Below are 17,063 nucleotides of genomic sequence, written 5' to 3'. Positions count from 1 at the left end.
CGGCGCGGCCTGCACGGTGGCGCCACAGAGGTAGATCGAGACACAGCCCGGCGTGAGCGGGGTGAAGTCACGGATCTGCCGGGCACTGGTGTCGTACAGACGAACAGTCACGACCGTCGGCCCCCTTCCGGCGCCGCGTTGAGGATGGCCAGCAGGTCCTGTGCCGCGGCGCGCGGGCCGAGGGTGTTGCCGACCCCGGAGGCGTTGAGGACGACCTCGTCGACGCCGAGCGCGCGGTACTGCGCGAGTCGTTCGTGGATTTCCTGGGGCGTTCCGTAGAGGAAGGCACCGCCGTCCACGAGTTTCACCGCGTCGGAGGGATCGCCGTCGCCGGTCACCGCGATGCCGGCGCGTCGCAGCGCAGCCTGGTAGTGCGGGTACTGGATGTGCGTGCCGCAGGCGGCGTTCACCAGGTCGGACACCTTGCGGCCGGGAGCGGCGAGGGCCACGGGGACGACGGCGGTGACCTTCACCGGGTCGGGCAGGGTGCGCTCCTCGGCCCCGTGCAGGGCGGGCAGGAGCACCTCGTCGACGTACGAGGCCGACGCCATCCAGGTGATCGCGACGTCCGCCACCTCACCGGCGAGCTCGGCCATCCTCTCCCGGAGCACACCGAGGCCGATCGACACCGGCGGGCGGTGGTAGTCGACCAGCTTCGCCCGAACGCGGAAGTGGTCGCCGGGGACGTCCGCGATCTGCCCGTCGAGCAGGGATCGCACGATGCCGACGTACTCGCGGCACGCGCCGAGCTGGCTCGCGTACGGCTTGCCCAGGGCGCCCGCCTGGGCGGCGAGCGAACCGGGGCCGAAGCCCGCGACGACGTCCTGTCCGGTGGCCAGCGCCACGGACCTGGCCTCGATGGCCGCCTGGTACGGGGAGCGGTACGGCATCAGGGAGACGCCGAAGCCGCAGGGCACCCGGATGCCGGCGCCCGCGAGCCAGCCGGCCACTTGGTGGCTGTCGAGGAGCATGCCCTGCCCCTGCCACAGCCGCGCGGCCCCGGCCCACTTCACCAGGTTCGCGAAGGGGATCACCTGCTCGGGCCGGGAGGCGCCGATGGGCAGGAGTATGGAGTGCCGCACTGGGATCAGTCCTTTCCGTGCGGGTCGCTCGTGAACGCCACCGGGACGCCCCACCCGGCACCGGCACCGGTACCGGTACCGGCGCCGGCCGTCGTGGCGTTGTGCAGCAGCAGGTCCGTGTGGCCCGCGCCGGACCAGCCGAGCATGTAGCCGAGCAGGGAGCTCCGTCCCGCGACACCGGTGCAGAAGCCGTACCGGCGCGCGTGCTGCAGGACCCGCTCCTGGTAGGCCCGCGCCTGGTCCACCAGCGACGGGTCGTCCAGGATGCGGGCGGCGGCGATCAGGGACTGGACGACGCCGCTGCTGCCGTGGCAGACGGACAGGTCGACGGCGCGTCCTTCGGGGAGCCGGGTCGCCTCGTCCACCAGGGCCGTGAGGCGGGCGCCGGACAGCAGGTCCGTGCGCCCGGCCGTGGTCAGGATCTCCGCCGCGGACAGCAGCAGCCCCGCGGCGCCCTTGCACCAGCCGGGCACGGCAGGCCGTTCGGCCTGGCCGATGCGCTGGGTGAGCCAGTCGGCGGACTCCGCCGCGAGGCGTGCGTCGCCCAGCACACGGCCGATGCGGGAGGCGGCCCAGCGCAGGCCGAGTTCGCCGTGGGCGACGTCGTACCAGGCGGCAGTGCGGGGGTTCGCCAGGTGGTCGAGGGTGTGGTCGCGCAGCTGGGCGAGGTGCTTCTCGTCGTAGCCGTCCGACGGGAGCTCGCCCCGCTCCATGCGCGACAGCAGCACCATGAGCGGGCCGGCGGGGCCGTTGCCCAGGTCGGTGTCGAGGGTGCCTGCGGCGGCCCGTTCGGCGATCCGGTCCAGGGTTGCGTCCAGCCAGTCGGCGTCCGTCCGGTCCGGCCGTGCGAGCAGCAGCGAGGAGGCGCCGGTGAACACCGACTCCGGGGTCTGCATCAGGCCCTCGCCGTATGCGGCGAGCAGCGTGCTCAGGCCTCGGTCGGCCGCGCGGGAGACCTCGTGCAGGCCGCCGTCGAGGCGGGCGGCGGCCCGCAGGAACGTGACGATGCCGCCGGAGTCGTGGAAGGAGACGTAGTGGCCGGGGGTGAGGGTGGTGGTGCCCCGGTCGGGCCCGATGCCGCACACCCAGCCGAGCTCCGGGCCGTCGGGGGTGTCGTGGGACACGCTGACATCGGCGATGCTGCGGGCGATGCCGCGCCACCAGGTGCCCGGACCGGGTGCGTCGCGCAGGGCCGGTGCGAACACGCCCGTCGCGGAGAGCCCGGCGGGGGAGGCCTCGTCGTGCAGTTCGGCGAAGCACTCCTCCAGCAGGAACTGGTGGTAGGTGTCGGAGCGCCGGGCGTTGAGGGCCACCCCGCGCCGCGCGTTGTCCAGCGGCGAGGTCCGGTAGACGTCCGGGAAGCGGGCGGTGAGGGTGGCCAGCTCGGTGGAGTCGCCGCGGGAGATGAAGTACGGGACGTTCCCGGTGCGCAGCGACGCGCGCTCCGCGGTGGCCACGAACGCGGCGCCCTGCGTGGACAGGTAGTCCGGGAACTTGCCCAGCAGGCCGAACAGCCGCTCCTCGTCCTCGGGCCGGCCCAGGTACTTCGGGTGGGTCGAGGCGTCGATGAACCTGCCGTAGACCATGGTCGAGCGCACCAGGAAGCGCACCGGCATGTCCGGGTAGCTGTCGAGCACCTTGCCGATCGTGTCCGAGCGGACGAAGGCGAGGGCGTCGGTGCTGCCCGCCAGGATGGCGGAGAAGTGGTCCGTCGCCGACAGGGCCGTGTCCCCGATCCGGGGCACGTTGCCGCCGTGACGGTAGGTGAACGGCTCGCGGCCGACGGATATCCGGTCGGTGCCGTTGTCCCGGATCACCGACCGGGTCATGCTCGACGGCTGCTCGTCGGCGATGCCGACGCCCGCCATCAGGACGTCGATGGGCGAGGTCGGGTTCACCATCGGCACGAGCATGGTCGAGGCGGCCGACAGCTTCATCTGGTTCAGCAGGACGTGCGGCAGCGAGTCGTTGTCGACGCCGGCGTCGGGCCGGACCATGGTCTCGGTGTCGATGACGCAGGGATGCTCGCCGCAGGCCAGCAGGTTCTCGTCGTGCAGGTCCGAGGCGCCGATCGCGCCGAAGATCGTGCAGAGGGCGCCGAACCGGTAGAAGTACCGGGCCGCCTGGTCCGCGCTCGCCATGGGTTCGGGGCGCACGAACTGCTGCCAGCCGTGGGAGCCGACGGTCACGGACGCGGGCAGGCAGTCGCGCAGCGAGTGCTTCAGGTGCGGCTCGGCGGCGGCGTACAGATCGCGCACGAAGGCGTCGGCGACCAGGGCGCGCGGCTTGTAGACCAGCCGCGTGCCGTCGGACAGGTGGACCCCGACCACCTGGCGGTTGCCGTTGTGCAGGTCGGATCCGGTGAGGAACAGCCCGGTCAGGCGCGGGCCTGCCGTCGGGTCCGGCAGCAGGCCCGCGGCGGTGAGCGTCGCGCGGTCGGTGCCGAACGCGGTGAACAACTCCTCGTACGCGTCGAGGGAGTTGGCGAGCATCGTGTCCAGACGCTCGTGCAACACCGGGTACGTGTCGAGGACACGCCGGCATACGGCGGGGTCCTCCAGGTGGTCGCCGAAGCGGCCGAGCGCCTCGTCGCTGTCGGCGCTCATCGGCAGCCCGTGCTCCTCGCGGAACGTGTGGAACTCACCGATCAGCGCGCGGAACGCCTGGGACTCCACCGTGCCGATCAGGCCCTCCCAGACCTGGTCGAGCACCGTGTCGAGGTGCTCGGGACCCGTCAGCGGGGCGATCAGGTCGCGCAGTGCGGACTCCACGCCGCGGCGCGGGGAGAGATGGCGGTAGAAGGGCAGGAAGGCGGGGATCGCCACATGCGGCTTGGTCATGCCCGCTCCCCTCCCACCAGGGAGGCGACGGCCAGGGCCTCGTCGCGCGGCTCAGGCTTCTCCGCGTACAGGTCCGCGTACACAGACCCTCCGTTCAACAGCTCGGTGTGGCTTCCGTGTTCGACGATCCGGCCGTCGTCGAAGACGTAGATGTGGTCCGCCGACCGGATCGTCGCCAGGCGGTGGGCGATGATGATCTGGGTGGCGCCGATGTCCTCGATGATCTCGGCGACCCGGCGTTCGTTGACGGTGTCGAGGGAGGCGGTCGCCTCGTCGAGGACGAGGATCGAGGGCCGCTGGAGCAGCGCGCGGACGATCGCGAGCCGCTGGCGCTGGCCGCCGGAGAAGTTCGCCCCCAACTCGGACACCAGGGTCTTGAGCCCCATCGGCAGGTCGTTCAGGAAGTCGAGGATGCCGACGCCGGCGCAGTACTCGCGCACCGTCTCCTCGGGGATGTCCTGGCCCATCGTCAGGTTCTCCAGGATGGTGCGGTTGTGCAGGTGCACTTCCTGGGGGATGTAGCCGATGGTCCGGCGCAGCGCGTCGCGGTCGTACTCGCAGGCGTCGCGGCCGCCGAACCGCACGGTGCCCACGGTCGGTTCGTACAGTCCGCAGATGACCCGTCCGAGCGTGCTCTTGCCCGAGCCGGAGGCGCCGACGAGCGCGACACGCGAGCCGGCCGGGATGTCCATCGACACGTCCCGCACGACGAAGTCGCTGTGCCTGGTGTACCGGAAGCTGACGTCGTGCAGGCTGATCGACGTGCTGGGGAGCTCCTTCAGCGGCCCGCCGTCCGGCTCCGGCGGCGTCCTCGTGATGTCGTTCAGCCGTGCCATGTACCGCGACGCCTCACTGAACTCGGTGTACGTCTGGAAGACCGAGGTCGACAGCGCGAAGTACGTGCCCGCCACCGCCTGAACGGCGATGGCACCGCCCAGGGAGATCTGCCCGCGGCCGACGAAGTACAGGCTGCACAGCAGCAGCACGACCGGGCCGAACATCTGCGTGGCGGTGGCGACCCCCGCGATCCGGCCCTGCTGGAGCCGCATCCGGGCCTTCATCGCCTCCAGCGAGGAGCCGTACACCTTGCTCCAGCTCTCGACGAACTCGTCGGCGTAGCCGCCCATCTTGATCGTCGGGATCGACACGATGGCGTCCAGCTGGGTGGACTGGCTCCTGCTGAGCTGGCTCAGCTCCGCGTCGACGGTCTCCAGCACCCGGACGCGTGTCTTGACGAGGTAGGCCGCGTTCAGACCGAACAGAGCCAGCGCGATCAGGGCCAGCCGCCACTCGACGACGAACAGGTACCCGGTCACACACAGCAGGGTGCCGAAGTCCAGGACGCCCTGCGCCACGCGTGAGGACAGCAGGTCCCGGATCGCGTTCACGCTGTTGAGCCGGAAGAGCAGCTCGCCGGGCTGGCGCGTGGTGAAGAACTTGTACGGCAGCGAGAGCAGCCTGGTGAACGTGTGCGTCATCAGGTGCCGGCCCAGCAGGGCGACCACCGACGACAGCACGGCCACGCGGATGAGCTGCAGCAGGAAGTACCCGGCCGCCACGCCCCCGATGATCAGCAGGACCAGCATGAGGTCGGTCAGGCCCTGCCAGCGCGCGTACCGGTCCACCGCCCATTCGGTGAGCATGGGGATGCCCAGCACCGCCGCATAGCCGCCGAGGGAGAGCAGCGCCACCAGCGCGATGCGTTTGCGGGAGCCCTGCGCGAACAGCGGCATCGCCTGCCAGTCGGCGAGCGGGCCGCGCCGGCTGCGTTCGAAGTCCGGGCCCACTTCCGCGGTCAGCACGACACCGCTGTAACCGGCTTCCAGCTCCGCGCGGGTCAGTCGGCGCCGCCCCACGGCCGGGTCCATCACGACCGCGTTGCGGCCGTCGAACCGCTCCAGTACGACGAAGTGGTAGTCCTCCCAGTAGAGGATGACCGGCGCGGTGAAGTGCTCCAGCGCCTCGACGCCCTTGGAGCGGTACAGCTTGGCGTCCATACCGCGCGAGCGCAGGAACCGCGCCAGCTGTCCGGCACTCAGCCCGTCCCGGCCCGCCTCCATGTCGGCGCGGGCACTGGAGACGTCCTCGTCCCGCCCGTAGTACCGCAGCAGGGCGACGCAGCAGCAGAGCCCGCACTCGGTCTGCGACATCTGGGTGATCGTCGGCATGCGGCGCGCGTGTCCGCGCCGGCTGGTGAACCGCATGGTTACCGGCCCTCCACGGTCAGCGTGACGGGGGAGACCCGCACAGTGGGATCGAGGCGGTGGACCAGGTGCAGGACGACACCGGCCCAGCCGACCATCAGGCTGCTGGTGTGGGCGTAGCGGCTGCGGGTGTCGGCGAGCTTGCGCTCGAAGACCTCCGGCCGCAGCCACCTGTCCTCGACCGCCGTGCGCGCCTCGCGCAGGACGGGGTCCTGCGTCCGCGCGGCCAGGGCGGTGAGCGCGTCGTGGTTGCCGAGATCGCCGTGGCACCAGGTCAGGTTCCGGCCGAAGCCGTGCCGCAGCAGGTTGCCGACGGCCATGTCCCTCTTGCGGGCCGCGTCCGGGTCACCGGACAGCCCGGCGTACGCGTCCAGGGCGAGCGAGATCCCGGTCGCGCCGTGGCACCAGCCGGTCGAGAACGACGTCGGCGTGGCCACGTTGGAGAACCAGTTGTTCTCGGCCCGGTCGAAGAAGCCGTCCAGCCGACCCGCCAGATACGCGGCGGCAGACTCGACGGCGGGACGCCCGTCGGCCGGCAGCAGCGGGTGCGCACGGCACAGCACATGCAGCAGCCCGGCGATGCCGTGGGCGTAACCGGACTGCTCCAGCGCGGCACGGGCCGGGCCGGCCGGTTCGCGGCCGTCACGGGGCAGCCCGGCGGTGAGCAGCGACGTCAGTTCCGCCACGGCCTGCGCACCGTGCTCCCCGCCGATCTCCGCGACGCAGGACAGCACGCCCGCCACACCTGAAATGACATCCAGCGGCAGTTCGGCCTGCGGAAGCGCCCGCAGCTGGCCGAGCACGAGCGGCACGGCCCCCTGGGCGGCGCTCACCCAGTCGTCGCGGTCCAGCAGCCGGCCGGCCGCGGTCAGCGCGAACAGGATTCCGGCCATGCCCGTGTACCCGGCGAACCCCGCCTGTTCGATGCTCCGCTTCTCGTACCGCTCACGGGCCAGGATGTCCGCCGTGGTCGAGAAGATCTGCGTGGCCTGCTCCCGGTAGTCGTCCCGGCCCAGGACACGGCCCGCGGCGGCCAGGGCGAGGGCCGGCCCGACGCGGCCGGTGTACAGGTCGTAGCCGAGCACGGTCGGCGGCCAGGGCCGGCCCACCTGGGCGGAGGCGAGCGGTCCGATCCAGGTGCGGGGCAGATGCGCGTACTTGTCCGGCAGGGACGAGGCGATGAGCCGGTCGCACAGGCGGGCCGCGAGCGCGGCGGCCGTGCCGTCGGCGCACGGGTCGGACCCCGCGCCCGGCGCCGTGCCGGCCCGCTCGGTGTCGGGGGCGGCGGGGAGCGCGGCGGCCAGATGGTTGTCGGGGAAGCGGCAGGCGAACGCCGAGTGGATGAGCCGCAGCTGCTCCTGCAGATCGAACTCGGTCATCGCCCGCACCTTGGCCAGGGCCCGCTCCAGCGGCGACTCCGGGAAGGAGGCCACCTCGGCGCCGTCGCCGTCCTGCAGGACGACGCTGGTGCTCGCCACGGTGAAGTAGGGGATGTCACGCTCGGCGAGCTGCCGCATCTCGGAGCGGACGATCTGACGGTCCGAGGTCTTGCTGGGGATCGCGACACGCTTCAGCAGTGCCGCGTACACGTCGTGGTCGGCCAGCGCACGGGCACCCGACGTCATCCGCATCGTCTGCGCGTACAGGACGGTCGGGTTGTGCACATACCGCACCCGCACGTCGGCGACCGTCTCGCGCAGCAGGCCGGCGAAGGTCTCCCGGTCCTCGAGGACCGCACGGAAGACCCGGGTGAAGCCGTCCGTCATCCGCTCGCCCAGGGCGTGGACCTCGTCCTCGGTGAGGGTGCTGACGACCGTACGGCGCGGCTGCGCCTCCTGCTCCCGCAGCACCAGGCGCACCCGGTCGGTGAACGGCTCCTCGAACTGCATGCTCTTGAACGGGGAGTTGCCCTGCCCCTGGTCGCCGAGGAACCCGAGGTCGACATGGCCTGCGGTGGCCTTCTTGCCGACCATGACCAGCGGCAGGATCCCGATGCCGTAGACCGACTGCGCGATCGTCTCGAAGGCGTTGCCCGGCGCCTCGGGGGTCGGGCCCCGGTGGATGCGGGCCGGGTGCAGGATGGTCTCCAGGTCGATCGGGACGGGGCCACGCCGGGTGGGGACGATGTTCTCGAAGTGCATGTCCCGGGCGTTGAGCAGGTACAGCACGGCGGCCAGTTCGCCACTGGCTTCCATGAAGTCCCCGGACCGGTCGGAGACGTCCTCGGTGTCGATGAACTCGACGTATCCGTACCCGTCGCGCTTCAGCACGGCCGCGGCGACGAGGCGGGTGCCGAGGCGGCGGTTCAGCTCGCCGGCCAGCCTCTCGTACGCCGCCTCGCAGGACACGTCGCGCGGCTTGTAGACCAGGTGCTTGCCGGAAGCGAACCGCACCACGGACACACTGCGCCCGTGGTGGTGCGTGTCTCCCTCGGAGAGCCCCAGGGAGACGATCCGGTCGGTCTCGGCGATGCCGAACGCGGCGGCGATCGCCCTCCGGTCGGCGCCGAGGCGACAGCACATCTCCATGATGCTGTCGGCCTCGTTGCGCAGGATCGTGGGGACGACGCCGTGCAGAACGGGGAAGTCGACGCCGCCGGCCTCGGCGAAGGAGGTGCGCGTCGCCCGCTCGACGAAGGACGCGTAGCGCTCGGCCGGGTCGGTGCCCGTCAGCAGCCCCTTCTCGCGCGCGTGGTTGACGGCCGCGACCAGGGCCCTGGTGCAGGTCTCCCGCAGCCGGGACTCGGCCCGTCCGAGGATCTGGTGCAGCGCGGTACGCGGATCGTCGAAGAGGTCCCAGACGGCCGGGGAGTCGAGGAAGGAGGAGATCGGTTCGCGCTCCGCCAGGGAGGCGGCCATCGTCCTGATGACACGCTGGAACGGATAGTCCTCGCTGCGGTCGGCCCATTCAGCGGCGGACGCCCGGGCCTCGCCGACCGAAGCGGCCCTGTGGGCGCCACCTTTGTGTACGGCGGAGAGGATTTCCCGGTCGAACTCGGCAAGCGGAGAGATGGTCTCTTCGATTTCGACGCTGTCGAACTCCGGATAGTACAGGGCTGGAGATGTCACGTCTGTTGCTCCAATGTCGCGCGATGCCCTCGACGCCAAAGAGACTGGCCGCAGCCGAGAGAGCGGTCGGACTGGACGGAATGGGGGGAACCTGACCCGCCCCCCATTCCGTCCCAATCAATCGATGCCACCGGCCCACTGGTTCTTCACGGGCCGGCCGGCTTCAGCGGCCGAAACGGCGCCGCTGTGTCAGCACTTGCTGGTGCACTTCGTCGTCGGGCACACCGCGGCGCTCACGGCGCTGGCGACGCTCACGGTCGCGCAGGCCCAGGCGGTGCCGCCGTAGACACCCTCCTCGCCCAGCTCGACGAGCTCCAGCTCGTCGTAACCGCCGAGAATGTCCTCGTGCTTCTCCTGCATGATTTACCTCTTTCTGAGTGGGTTCGATGAACTGCCGGAATACGACCCGGAGTTCAGTTGCAGTTGGGCTGGCATTCCTTGGTGAAGGTGCACCAGCCGCCGTTGTTGCCGAGGCTGTCGCTCAGGGAGAAGGTGTTCGTGGTGCACGCGCCGTAGGCGACACCGTCGAAGTCCTGCTCGGCGATCTCGTCGATGAGGGCGATGTCGCCCTGGTAGACGGATTCCATTTCCGTTTCCCTCCGATGGTCGGGATGCGAAGCCGCCCCGTTCGGTGGCGGCTGAGAAGAGCCTCCCGGTGCGACGTTCTTCCGGAGCACACGCGAAATGTCCCGGGCGCACACTCCGCGCACATCGCAGGCACGCGGTAGGCACGCGCCGGGCACGCGGCAGGCGCAGCGCGGCGGGGCAGGACAGCCGGGCAGGCCACGGGAACGCGAAGGAACCGGTCACCGGGACGGGAAGGGAACAGGTCACCGGGACGGGAAAGGACTGGTCACCGGGAGGCGGAATGGCCGGCCGTGTCTGCGGTCTTTCCAGGCAACAGGCCTAGCATGACCGGCATCGGACGTGAGGAAGGTGCGCCATGGCGGATACGGCCAAGCGGAGGGCGCGGGCAAGTGTCTGGCTGGAGGGCGGGCCCCGCCGTGGAGGGCGCGGCGGGGGGCAGCCGTCGGGGCTGGACCGGGAGCGCATCGTCGCGGTCACGGTGCGGCTGCTGGACGCCGAGGGCCTGGCCAAGTTCTCCATGCGGCGCCTCGCCACGGAGCTCGACGTCACGGCGATGTCCGTCTACTGGTACGTCGACACCAAGGACGACCTGCTCGAACTCGCCCTCGACGCCGCGTTCGGTGAACTGACGCTGCCCGACCCGGAGGCGGACGAGGACTGGCGGGACCAGTTGCGCGCGCTGGCCCGTATGTACCGCGACCTGCTAGTCCGCCACCCGTGGCTGTCGCCGCTGATCGGCACCTACGTCAACATCGGCCCGAACAGCCTCGCTTTCTCCCGCCTTGTGCAGCGGATCATCCGCAGGACCGGGCTGCCCGCACACGGCCTGGTGGCCGCCATCTCCGCCGTCTTCCAGTTCGTGTACGGCTTCGGCACGATGGAGGGCCATTTCCTCGCCCGCAGCGCGGCCTTCGGCATGACCCCCGACGACTACTTCCACCACGCCATGAGCATGGTGACGCAGGCCCCGGACACCTCCGACATCGTCCAGGACGCCTCGGAACTCATGGCGGCCCGAGGCGGCGACACGGTCGAGGAAATGTGGGAACGGGACTTCGAGTTCGCCCTGGACCTACTGGTGGCGGGCATCGAGGCGATGGTCCAGAAGACGCGGCACGGCTAGCGCCCCTTCAGGGGCGCGGGGAACGACCCGCACCCCCGAGCTCTCAGGCGTCGTCCGAAACAAGCCGCGCGGGAAATCCACCCGTAGCCACCGGCCCCCACTTCTCCGGCGTGACCCGAATGATCGACTTCCCCTGCTTCACCATCGCCTGCCGGTACTCGTCCCAGTCCGGGTGCTCACCGGAGATGTTCCGGAAGTACTCCACCAGCGGCTCCACGGACTCCGGCGAGTCGATCACCTCGGCGGAACCGTCGATCTGCACCCACGGCCCGTTCCAGTCATCACTGAGGACAAGGACACTCACCCGGGGATCCCGCTTGGCGTTCCGCGTCTTGGCCCGCTCGGGATACGTGGAGACCACGATCCGCCCCGAGTCGTCGACCCCGCAGGTCAACGGCGAGGCCTGCGGGCTGCCGTCGGCCCGCCGGGTCAGCAGCAGGGCGCGATGGCGGGGCCGTACGAAGTCCAGCAACTCTTCGAGCGAAACGCGGGTGTTCGTCGCGATGTTCGGTGCCATGGGGTCAGCCTAGGGGCAGATCGGCCCGCTCAGCGTGACCCTGCCGTGCCTACCCTCGCGGCAGCGACTCCCCCTGCACCGCCTGGATGTACAGCTCCACCTTCAGTGGACCGATGGCCGCTGTACCGGCGCCTGTTCGGAATGAAGGTCCCAGCCTTCCCCCTCTTAGCCCGGACCAGGGGGCGGTGAGCTTGGGGTTGGCGCCCTGGAACGCTTTGACCTGGTGTTTCATGCGTTTCAGGGCGTTGACAGGGGTGCGGGATTTTACGGGCTCGCACTCCCCGGGGGCTCCCCGGACTCCCCAGGAACTCCCCGGGAAACGCCGTGAAACGGTCGCCGTCCCGCCGCTCTGGCCTGGGCGGGACGACGTACTCGGTGACGCCCGTTAGTTAGTTTGCGCTTCCATGCCCCGGTTTCGAGATCCCTATGGCCTCATCAAGGGCCCTCTTCGCGGCCAACATGTTGAGCATCCGACCGAAGTAGTGAGTACTGCACAGTTGCTCGTTACCTAGAGCTCTGAGAGAACCCTGACATGTCCTCGCGTCTGTACCGCGAGCGGCACAGATATCGGTCTGCTGGGTCGGCGGGGATTGTGCGGATCGGTTGGCGAGTTGCAGAAGCGGATCACTCGTGTCGAGCGCGGTCCACCGACGGCGCGGTGAAGGCAATGTGATCGGGAGTTCCCCCCACGCCAGGCAAGCTACGCAGACGTTCAGTGTTTGCGTAGGTCGCCCACCGCCCAACGATGCGGAGCTTCACGTCCCCCGGCATGATCGCTTCGAATCCCTCGGCCATCCCGAGGAGCCTCGGATGGTGGTCCGGGTTTAGTTTCTGAGCCAGAAAGAGAACGAGGATCTGGTAATGACCGTAGGGAAGTTGCCCCGTGAGCTCCTTCCCCAGCAGTACCGGGGCCATGTACGCGGTACCACCAGCAGAGTCGAGGCTAAATCCAACAAGCGCCCACATGGCACCGCACTTCTTGGGCGGGACGAGCTTGAGCCGAAAGGGAACAGTCGGTATCCCCTTTACGTCAAACTCAATCGTCCTCCGTCGCGCTCTGTCCTTGGCTCGCTCGGACATGAGCGTAGTGCCTGCTGTGATCCCTGCAGACAACGCCGAAGCGAAGGGTGTCAACGACACTGATCAGACCCCCGAATCGATCATGTGTACTACCCGCGTAGGGCCGCACAGCCGCCTCTCATATACGGGAACGGACTGAAGGGCGAGTCTGTTCCAACGTATCGGTGAGGCTCTTCCTATGCCCTACTTGCGCGATTGGTATGCCCCACGGGGCGGCGCAACCACCATGGGCATCAATCGGGCTCCCCGATTCGCTGGCGGAGGGCGTCGATGAGCAGAGAGATCTGGGTGCGCGGGAAGTGAAGGAGGGCCTCATCAGCAGGGCCCCTGGGTTCGAGGGGGACGTTCATGCGCCAAGAGCCGACGCTCCAGGGTCTGCGTATGCGGTCGCCGAAGCCCGCGGTCTCCGCGAGGAGCGCAGCCAGCCGCTGGGCGTCGGCGACTGGCATCTTCAGCAGGGCGTAGCCGCGGTGGTAGGCGATAAAGCCGTCGCCGCCGTAACCGAGCGGAACGTCACGCTGGGCACGGACGCCGGCGGTGGCTTCGCCGACGTCCTGGCAGCAAGCCGTGGTCGTGAAGCCGAGGCGCCAGAGTTCGCGGATGACGGGGACCATCTCGGTGTCGATGTCCGCCTGGTCCCCGGCGGGGGTGGTGAGCGTCTCGGTGGGGTGAATGGGCGGGTCGGTTGCCATCAAAACTCCCCTCATCGTCCTGCTCGGCGGTAGGCCGACCAGGAGGCCGCAGCGTCGGCGAGACCGCGCTTCCAGGGCACGTCAGGGGCGTCTGCGGCGATGCCTTCCCACAGGCGTTGTTGGGCGGTGGCGAACACGTCAAGGGCGCGCGCCGACGCCGTGGCCCAGGCTGGGGTTTTGGCAGCCCACTGTTCGGCGGCTTCCGGTGTGTGGCCGGCGGAGATCAGCCAGACGACCCAGCAGGCCGCGTCGATCCAGGCGGCGCCGCGAGTGGGCCAGGCCCAATCGACGACGCGGGCAGCGCCATCGACGATGAGGACGTTGTCCGGGGTCCAGTCGGTGTGCAGCAGGGTGTCGCCACGCAGGAGTTGGGCGTCCTCGGGGTCGTCGAGGTAGTCGGCGAGGCGCTGTTCGATCTGCTTGAGCTCGATATCTGCGGGCGCCGAGATGGAGGCGAGCGTGATGATCGCCTCGGCGACGAGGGACAGGTCGGGGGACGAGGGGCTGTAGTCGGCGGGGCGGCCGTCGAGGTACTCGAAGCCGAGGAGGTTCCATTCGCCGTCATCGATCCGCCACAGAAGGCGGGGCGCGAACGGGGCGACGTATGGGTTGATGACGGCTTCGCGGTGCTGCGTCCAGGCGCGGGGGTGGTCGCAGCGCAGGCCCTTGACGAAGACGCGTCCGGTGCGGGTGTCGAGGGTGGCGGCGATCTCGCTGTTGAGGCCCTTGTCCGCGGTGCGGGTGGCGTAGATGGGGCCGGTGCGCGCGGTGATCGCGTCGCGGGTGGCGGTGGGGAGGTCGTTCCAGTGCAGTCTCATGGTCACCACGGCGGAAGTGTAGGAGTGGGAAGGGAGCGAGTGGCGGGGCCGCCCGTGTGTGGCGGGCGGCCCCTGTGTGGACTCGGTCTAATACGGGTTGTCGTTCCCGCAGCCGAGCATGACCTCGGTGCCGGAGACGGCGTCGAGGTCGTCGACGAACTCGATCTCGTCCTCTTCGACCTTCGACGTGGTGGCGATCTTCACTGCGACGGGCGCCATGGGGGGTGTCACCTCCTTCCCTCTGTCTCGGTGTGCTGGCAGTAGCGGTTCAGGGGCGCGCCCGCCTTGCGGTACAAGGCGGCGAGCGGCATGCATGTGCTGCACGACTTGCTGAGGGTGCAGCCCGCGCAGCCGCCTTGGCGCCCCAGCGCCCGGTCGGCGATGTCGCCGAGCCGGGACAGTCCCGCGACCCCCTCGGTCACCAAGGAGATCGGGTGGTCACGGGAGACTTTGCAGACGCTGGCCAGCCCGTGGGGGTCCACGTGCAGGGAGGTATGGCCGGCGTCGCAGCCGGTGAACGGCTTCCGCTCGCGCAGGTAGGCCGTCGCTTGGGAAGACAGGGACTCCGCCCCGCCGTAGATCGTCGGCGACATCTGCGAGTACTCGCGGGTGACCGCGCCGTACCGCTCGCCGAGCGCGTGCATGGCCTCGACCTCGTGCACGTTGTCGTCGGTGACGATGACCGTCAGCTCGATCGGCAACCCGGCCTCGTGCGCCGCGTTCAGCCCCCGCGTGAAGTTCTTCCAGGAACCGCGCCGCTGGGTGAGGCCGTCGTACGTCTCCTCCGTGGCCCCGTAGATGCTGAGCGTCAGCCGGTATGGGCGCCGGCTCGCGAAGAGGTCGAGGAGCAGTGGGTTGTGGAGGCGTGACCCGTTGGTGAGAACCTCGATCATCATCCCGAGCTCGTACGCCAGGGAGTAGGCCGCCGCGAAGTGTCGGTCGATGGTCGGCTCACCGCCGGTGATCTGAAGCCAGACCACGCCAGCGTCCCGGAGAACGTGCAGCACCTTCTCGCGGTCGCTCCAGTCGAGCCCGGCGAACTCCTTGAGGCCCAGATAGCACTGTTTGCAGGCGTAGTTGCAGCCGAGGTTGAGCTCGTACGAGGCGCGGCCGTGGCCGTACGGGGACGGGTCGCGCACCAGCAGGGTGGACTCGGCACGGGACCCCGTCAGGTCCAGGCTCCACTGCCGCTGTACGGGGCCGCATAGCCAGCTCGGGACCTCGCCGCCGTCTGTCACGGCCTGCTGGAGTTCGAGATACCGGTGCGCCGGGATCTGCATCCCCTTCGCGCTCCCGGGGCGTAAGACGTAGGAGTCGCCCAGGAACGGGGCGACGATCAGGTCGTACACAGGACCCTCCCGTCGTTGAGGGGGAACTCGTAGCCGATGGCCATCACGTCGATCGCGAGCGCGGTACGGCGCTCTCTCTGGCGCCACTGCTCCATCCGGCGCTCGTGAACCAGGACGTACGGGCGCACAAGGGCGATCGCGTGTCCGTCGAGGGGACGGAACCGCTCGTGTACATGGGCTGGTAGTGGGCGCCGCATGTACGACGCGGGTTCCGGAAGTACGGGCTTCGGTGGTTCGGGAACGGGGCGTACAAGACAGGCCGCAGCCCGGCTCACCGCAGATCGGAGTAAGCGCCGGAAAGACGGCCCTAACCAGATGGCGAGGCAACCGATAAGGTCGCGCATCGCGTCGTCAGCTCCTATTCAGCTGTTGGCGTTTGCCCGGCGGTCGTGGCCTCGACCGCCGGGTACCTGGGAGGGCGCAGCCCTGGAGGTCAGGCGTTCTTGTCCTCGCCGTACAGCGAGTCGGGGGTGTGGCTGCGGACATAGCGATCCGCGAGAGCCCCTTGGGTGCTGGCAGGGGGCTTCGAGGCGCCCCGCATCTCCCGCTTGATCTCGGCCTTCGCCGCCTTGACGGTGCTCTTCTTGTTGCTCACGTCCTCGTGCTTCCTCTCGGTGGTGTTGTTGGGGTTCATCACCCCAGCCGCTGGTGTGTCGGCTGGGGGAGCTTCAGACGGGGATCACCCCAGGTCGGGCGGCGCTCCGTGGATGCTCGGCACGGGTCTTTCCGAGGTAGAGCCGTCCCTCGATGACCCGCTCGGTGACATACGCGTCGACGACCGCGAGGGGTGCTCCGGGACCCAGGGGGTCGAGGCCGACCGCGATGGTGACCGTTCCGCCGGCGCAGGCGAAGCGCGCCCACTCCCCGCCGATGGGTACGCGTAGGAGGTAGTCGCAGTCGTCGAGACTGAGCAGCGCGTCCGCAGATCGGTGCATGAAAAGGCGGGGGCCGATGTGCGGGAGGGGCTTGTGCGGCGCGGCGAGCGTGAGGGCGTCGGCGAGTCCGCGCATGCGCGCCTCGATCTCCTGCGGTGATTCGTCGGGGCGCCGCTCGGGCGGGTGCGCGATCAGCAGGAAGGCGACGTGGCCGGCCTGCGTGAGGTCGATCCAGAACCACGCGGCCACCGAGGCGAGGAGTCCAGCGCTCGGGGCGACGGAGGCGGGCACGGTCGGGGCCTGGGCTAACACGGAGTCGCTCCCGCCGGAAACGGCGACGGCTCCTCGATCTTGAATTCCGTCCATACGGTTTTGCCGTGCGGGACGCACGGCTCTACCTCCCATCCGTCTGCCAATGCGTCGACGAGCAGCAGGCCGCGTCCGGACGTGTCATTCGGAGTCGGCGACTGCACTTGCGGCTTCCGCCATGTCAGATCCCGGACTTCAACGCGCAGGCAGCCGTCGGCCAGGGAGACCTCGACGTCGAAGTACTCGCCCTCTGCACCCGTGTGAACGATCGCGTTCGTGGCCAGTTCGGACAGGCAGTACAGGCGTCCTCGGAACGGTCGGTGATGTTCCATTTCTCCAGCACACGGCGTAAGAAGGAACGGGCCTCGGGTACTGCCGCATCGGCTCGGGGGAACCGTTGCGCCACCGGTCTTGGCATGTGCAACTCCCTTGCCTGCACGGTTGGTTCGCTCAACCAGGCAACCTCGGCGGCGTATCCGGAGGTACCGTCGAAGGGGGTGGCACAGGGTGGCAGTTGA

At 69.6% G+C, this 17,063-nt stretch carries 16 protein-coding genes; 1 reads left to right on the top strand and 15 read right to left on the bottom strand.

The features are described from left to right. Positions 1-107 precede the first annotated feature (107 nt). The 6 genes from ADL12_RS32460 to ADL12_RS32440 form a co-directional block, all read right to left on the bottom strand. Complete coding sequence (locus ADL12_RS32460; protein WP_208614666.1) at positions 108-1,082, bottom strand: LLM class flavin-dependent oxidoreductase; 975 nt, start codon at positions 1,080-1,082, stop codon at positions 108-110. Between the two features lie 5 nt (positions 1,083-1,087). After that, entirely contained in the window at positions 1,088-3,922 is a 2,835-nt protein-coding gene (gene lanM, locus ADL12_RS32455; protein WP_062708552.1) for a type 2 lanthipeptide synthetase LanM, read from the bottom strand. Beyond that, positions 3,919-6,126: a peptidase domain-containing ABC transporter gene (locus tag ADL12_RS32450; RefSeq protein ID WP_244188132.1), complete on the bottom strand. Its 2,208-nt coding sequence runs from the start codon at positions 6,124-6,126 to the stop codon at positions 3,919-3,921. The genes lanM and ADL12_RS32450 overlap by 4 nt, the downstream gene beginning before the upstream one ends. A gap of 2 nt (positions 6,127-6,128) precedes the next feature. Next, entirely contained in the window at positions 6,129-9,194 is a 3,066-nt protein-coding gene (locus ADL12_RS32445) for a type 2 lanthipeptide synthetase LanM family protein (protein WP_062708549.1), read from the bottom strand. A 189-nt stretch (positions 9,195-9,383) separates the two neighbouring features. Continuing rightward, positions 9,384-9,554, bottom strand: coding sequence for a class II lanthipeptide, LchA2/BrtA2 family (locus tag ADL12_RS55130; RefSeq protein ID WP_167364450.1), 171 nt, complete (start codon positions 9,552-9,554; stop codon positions 9,384-9,386). 53 nt (positions 9,555-9,607) lie between these two features. Beyond that, on the bottom strand, positions 9,608-9,781 hold the full coding sequence (locus ADL12_RS32440) for a plantaricin C family lantibiotic (protein ID WP_062708545.1): 174 nt from the start codon (positions 9,779-9,781) through the stop codon (positions 9,608-9,610). 356 nt (positions 9,782-10,137) lie between these two features. On the opposite strand from ADL12_RS32440, the gene ADL12_RS32435 reads away from it, so the two are divergent. Continuing rightward, positions 10,138-10,905, top strand: a complete 768-nt coding sequence (locus ADL12_RS32435; RefSeq protein WP_062708543.1) for a TetR/AcrR family transcriptional regulator — start codon at positions 10,138-10,140, stop codon at positions 10,903-10,905. Between the two features lie 43 nt (positions 10,906-10,948). Here ADL12_RS32435 and ADL12_RS32430 read toward each other — a convergent pair whose 3' ends face one another. The 9 genes from ADL12_RS32430 to ADL12_RS54360 all read right to left on the bottom strand — a co-directional run bounded on the left by ADL12_RS32430 (position 10,949) and on the right by ADL12_RS54360 (position 16,877). After that, on the bottom strand, positions 10,949-11,422 hold the full coding sequence (locus ADL12_RS32430; protein ID WP_062708541.1) for a PPOX class F420-dependent oxidoreductase: 474 nt from the start codon (positions 11,420-11,422) through the stop codon (positions 10,949-10,951). 624 nt (positions 11,423-12,046) lie between these two features. Further along, positions 12,047-12,502 carry a hypothetical protein gene (locus ADL12_RS54365; RefSeq protein ID WP_159053360.1) on the bottom strand — a complete coding sequence of 152 codons (456 nt, stop codon included), beginning with the start codon at positions 12,500-12,502 and terminating at the stop codon, positions 12,047-12,049. A 233-nt stretch (positions 12,503-12,735) separates the two neighbouring features. Next, complete coding sequence (locus ADL12_RS32420; RefSeq protein WP_062708537.1) at positions 12,736-13,194, bottom strand: hypothetical protein; 459 nt, start codon at positions 13,192-13,194, stop codon at positions 12,736-12,738. Between the two features lie 11 nt (positions 13,195-13,205). After that, positions 13,206-14,012: a protein kinase family protein gene (locus ADL12_RS32415; RefSeq protein ID WP_341846386.1), complete on the bottom strand. Its 807-nt coding sequence runs from the start codon at positions 14,010-14,012 to the stop codon at positions 13,206-13,208. A gap of 87 nt (positions 14,013-14,099) precedes the next feature. After that, the gene (locus ADL12_RS57850) at positions 14,100-14,231 is read right to left on the bottom strand and encodes a hypothetical protein (protein ID WP_279617181.1); all 132 of its coding nucleotides are present in this window, start codon (positions 14,229-14,231) and stop codon (positions 14,100-14,102) included. Between the two features lie 8 nt (positions 14,232-14,239). Next, the gene (locus ADL12_RS32410) at positions 14,240-15,361 is read right to left on the bottom strand and encodes a radical SAM protein (protein ID WP_062708534.1); all 1,122 of its coding nucleotides are present in this window, start codon (positions 15,359-15,361) and stop codon (positions 14,240-14,242) included. A 433-nt stretch (positions 15,362-15,794) separates the two neighbouring features. Beyond that, positions 15,795-15,995 (bottom strand): hypothetical protein, encoded by a 201-nt coding sequence (locus tag ADL12_RS32405; RefSeq protein WP_062708530.1) that lies wholly within the window; start codon positions 15,993-15,995, stop codon positions 15,795-15,797. Between the two features lie 34 nt (positions 15,996-16,029). Beyond that, positions 16,030-16,548 carry a hypothetical protein gene (locus ADL12_RS32400; protein ID WP_159053359.1) on the bottom strand — a complete coding sequence of 173 codons (519 nt, stop codon included), beginning with the start codon at positions 16,546-16,548 and terminating at the stop codon, positions 16,030-16,032. Then, the gene (locus ADL12_RS54360) at positions 16,542-16,877 is read right to left on the bottom strand and encodes an ATP-binding protein (RefSeq protein WP_062708524.1); all 336 of its coding nucleotides are present in this window, start codon (positions 16,875-16,877) and stop codon (positions 16,542-16,544) included. The genes ADL12_RS32400 and ADL12_RS54360 overlap by 7 nt, the downstream gene beginning before the upstream one ends. Positions 16,878-17,063: the final 186 nt, after the last annotated feature.

The organism is Streptomyces regalis (genome assembly GCF_001509475.1).
In the GTDB taxonomy this organism is placed as follows: Bacteria; Actinomycetota; Actinomycetes; order Streptomycetales; family Streptomycetaceae; genus Streptomyces; species Streptomyces regalis.
Note: the sequence above shows the minus strand (reverse complement) of the source record. Positions and strands in the feature narration are given on the sequence as shown.